At 71.0% G+C, this 252-nt stretch carries 1 protein-coding gene; it reads left to right on the top strand.

Going from position 1 to position 252, the window contains the following annotated elements; genetic code table 11:
* Positions 1–252 (top strand): carbon starvation CstA family protein (locus ACKX14_RS16255; RefSeq protein ID WP_422449463.1); only part of this gene is annotated, 252 nt, incomplete at both ends.

Raw genomic sequence — 252 nt, 5'->3', positions numbered from 1 at the left:
ATCCTTTTCGCCGCCACCACCATGGACACCGGCCTGCGCCTGCAGCGGTTCGTGATCCAGGAGGCGGCCGAGCTGGCCGGGTTCCGGGTCGGCACGGTGGCAGGCACGCTCATCGCGCTGGCGGTGTGCCTGGCCCTGGCCTTCGGCGCCGGCAGCGAGGGCAGCGGTGGCATGGTGATCTGGCCGCTGTTCGGCACCACCAACCAGCTGCTGGCGGCGCTGACCCTGGCCGTGGTCTCGGTGATCCTGATC

Source organism: Thermorhabdus hydrogeniformans (genome assembly GCF_049310025.1).
Taxonomy (GTDB): Bacteria; Bacillota; Thermosediminibacteria; order Thermosediminibacterales; family Tepidanaerobacteraceae; genus JBJYKD01.
The sequence above is the reverse complement of the archived record's forward strand: the minus strand, read 5'-3'. Positions and strand labels throughout refer to the sequence as shown.